Raw genomic sequence first — 2,800 nt, forward strand, 5'->3', positions numbered from 1 at the left:
GCCAAGAGGCGTTAGGGAGGAGAAATTATGGAAAATCCAATTCTTATAAATTCTGACGAAATTTTATTAGTTGTCTATGATGATGATCAAAACATTGGTCGGTCTGGACCATTAGATGAAAGCCAAGTTCTAAAAATTATTGACGAGGCAGATGATGCAATCCAAATCTTTCGCATCAATCCTTCTGAAAAGAACTGTGAAGACATTTCTGAAGAGATCGCAGAAGCATATGTAAAAGAAAATATCGAACGTCTCGATGAAGATAGTGAGGTTCATTACTTTATACAAGAAAGTGATGTTTACAATAGACTTTTAGACGAGATCGCAGACGAAAAATATAATGATGAGATTTACGGTACTTATGAACAACAACACCGTTTGTGTCCTTGTGATGTGCTTTAAAAATTCTAAAGGGCGCTTTTAAAAGCGCCTCCCCTTTTCCCATCAATAATTGATTAGAGTAAACTTATGAACACACATGATAATGATAGTGAAGGATATCTCATACCTGAAAACGAGGTAGACAACAAAATTGGTTATGCCAAAATGGTCAAAGCCCATGTGATGCATAGGCACTTACATTTGAAACAAGATTTTTCCACTTGGTTTAACGATTGTGTTGAAAAGTTTGATCTAAAAGAAGGCGTGGATTTTGTTTTTACAAAACAAGAATGGAACAGACAGAAGATTTGTCCAAAATCTGAAATAGAAACAGATAAAACCGATAATCATTACTTCAAAATTCACGCAGCAAGGAAAATCGCTAAAGCAGAACGCCATAGAAACTTAGGCAGAATATTATACCAAAACTTATGTTTTTCTTAATTAAGGGGGTGATGATGCGAAACTTTATTACAATACCTGAAAACAATTTTCAAAACACAACTGTTCCAACCATGTCTAGTCGTGAAATTGCAGAGTTATGCGGTAAGCAACATGCGCATATTATGCGTGATATTCGACAAATGTTAGGAGAATTATATCCTGAAGGGGGTCAATCCAAATTTGGATCCACCTATTTAGATAAACAGGGTAAGCCCCAAAACTGTTACAACCTTCCTAAACGTGAATGCCTCATTTTAGTTTCTGGTTACAGCATGACATTACGCGCTAGGATTATAGACCGTTGGCAAGAATTGGAAAAGCAAGCAGTAATACCACAAATCGACTATTCAAGTCCAAAGGCTATGATTGGCTTTTTGAATTACCTACAAGGTCAAATAGATCAAAAAGACACCATCATTGAAGATTTAACACCAAAAGCCATGGCTCTTGAAAGCTTACAGCGTCATAATGGACTCTTTGGTCTTACAGAAACCGCTAAAATACTCGAGATGCAACCAAAACAATTCATTCAATTCTTACAGCAAAAAGGTTGGGTTTACAGACGAGCAGCAGGTGGAAATTTGCTACCGTATCAAGACAAAATCCAAAAGAAACTTATGGATTGTCCAACCATCACACTTCAAACCGCAAGTGGAATAGAAAAAGTCATTCCTTGCGCAAAAATCACAGCAAAAGGAATTGGTGTGCTGTCTCAAGAGCTTAAAAGACAAAGCATGCATTAAGAGCAACAATTATGGAAAAGAAATACGAACGACTAATCTTATAGTATCTCTATAAACCGTTTCTAACCACACAAACAACTTTTTAAAACAAGCGTGATTCACGCCACGGGGGAATTGCGCTCAAATAGGAGGAAATCAAGATGAGGGAACAAAACACTAACCTAACAGAAATTGAAGAAACACAGCATTTAGCCGTCGAACAAACTGCTATGGAACGCATTTTAAATAAAGCCTTAGGAAATGACGTCGATATGGACCGCTTAGAGCGCCTGATCGCATTACGAGAAAAAGAAATAGAACGACAAAACTACGAAAGATTTGCCAGTGATCTTTCGAATATGCAAATAGAATATCAAAAAATACAAAAAAACTCTACAAACACCCATACAAACAGCCAATATGCAACCCTTGACCAGTACATTGATGCTGTAAAAAATACTCTTGCAAAACACCGATTTGCTTTGTTTTCTCGTATCAAAGAACAGAGTTCAGACAATATAATTATAGAAATGACTTTGACGCATCCGTCTGGAAATAAAATCTCAACAGAAGGAAAGTTTCCTTATGACACGAAAGGATGCAAGTCAAATATACAATCGGTTGGTTCTGCAATCACATACGCACGCAGATATCTGTTAGGTATGCTTCTTAATGTCGTGAGTGAAGATGATGATACGGATGGAAACACACCTATTAAAAAGGCTTTTCCACAACAGATCAATGAAATCAGAAGACTCATCGTACAAACCCAAGCAGAAGAAGAAAAAATACTTGCTTATGTCGACGTCAAAAAGCTTGACGATATGTCTGAAGGACAAGCACAAACGGTATTGCATCTTTTGAAAAAGAAACAAAACAAGCAAAAGGTGGAAACAGATTCTACTATACAAGATGCCGATATAGCAACGCCACAAGAGCAACAAACGGCGGTGTGAGATGAAACAAAGAACAGCAGAATGGTTTCAAGCGCGCTTGGGTAAAGTCACTGCTTCAAACGTTTACAACGTACTCAGTAAGACAGCAAAAGGTTTGCCTACAAGCAAATATGAAGACTACAAAACGAAACTCATGATAGAACGCCTAATAGAGGGAATAAGCCAATCTTATACAACACCTGCTATGCAATGGGGCATTGAACATGAAGAGAATGCCTTGAGAGAATATGAATTCATTTATGACGCAGAAGTCACAAGATGCGGGTTTATCCCACACCCAAAAATGAAAATGGCGGG

5 protein-coding genes are annotated in these 2,800 nt (G+C 37.5%); all 5 read left to right on the forward strand.

Annotation, left to right across the window (positions count from 1 at the left end; translation table 11 throughout):
- The first annotated feature begins 27 nt into the window (after positions 1-27).
- Positions 28-402, forward strand: coding sequence for a hypothetical protein (locus ACFIKH_RS08880; protein ID WP_375671510.1), 375 nt, complete (start codon positions 28-30; stop codon positions 400-402).
- A gap of 66 nt (positions 403-468) precedes the next feature.
- On the forward strand, positions 469-825 hold the full coding sequence (locus ACFIKH_RS08885) for an antA/AntB antirepressor family protein (RefSeq protein WP_375649761.1): 357 nt from the start codon (positions 469-471) through the stop codon (positions 823-825).
- A 14-nt stretch (positions 826-839) separates the two neighbouring features.
- A complete protein-coding gene (locus tag ACFIKH_RS08890) occupies positions 840-1,568 on the forward strand; it encodes a Rha family transcriptional regulator (RefSeq protein WP_375671513.1) in 729 nt (242 codons plus the stop codon).
- 140 nt (positions 1,569-1,708) lie between these two features.
- Entirely contained in the window at positions 1,709-2,503 is a 795-nt protein-coding gene (locus ACFIKH_RS08895) for an ERF family protein (RefSeq protein WP_375671511.1), read from the forward strand.
- A gap of 1 nt (position 2,504) precedes the next feature.
- Positions 2,505-2,800 (forward strand): YqaJ viral recombinase family protein (locus ACFIKH_RS08900; RefSeq protein WP_375671512.1); only part of this gene is annotated, 296 nt, incomplete at its 3' end.

This window comes from Bartonella sp. SD1336NMGDW (assembly GCF_042193565.1).
GTDB classification, from domain to species: domain Bacteria; phylum Pseudomonadota; class Alphaproteobacteria; order Rhizobiales; family Rhizobiaceae; genus Bartonella; species Bartonella grahamii.

Bases quoted from the DNA above. Each gene is read 5' to 3' on its own strand.
- ACFIKH_RS08885 (WP_375649761.1), top strand. From the start codon at position 469: ATGAACACACATGATAATGATAGTGAAGGATATCTCATACCTGAAAAC.
- ACFIKH_RS08880 (WP_375671510.1), top strand. From the start codon at position 28: ATGGAAAATCCAATTCTTATAAATTCTGACGAAATTTTATTAGTTGTC.
- ACFIKH_RS08890 (WP_375671513.1), top strand. From the start codon at position 840: ATGCGAAACTTTATTACAATACCTGAAAACAATTTTCAAAACACAACT.
- ACFIKH_RS08895 (WP_375671511.1), top strand. From the start codon at position 1,709: ATGAGGGAACAAAACACTAACCTAACAGAAATTGAAGAAACACAGCAT.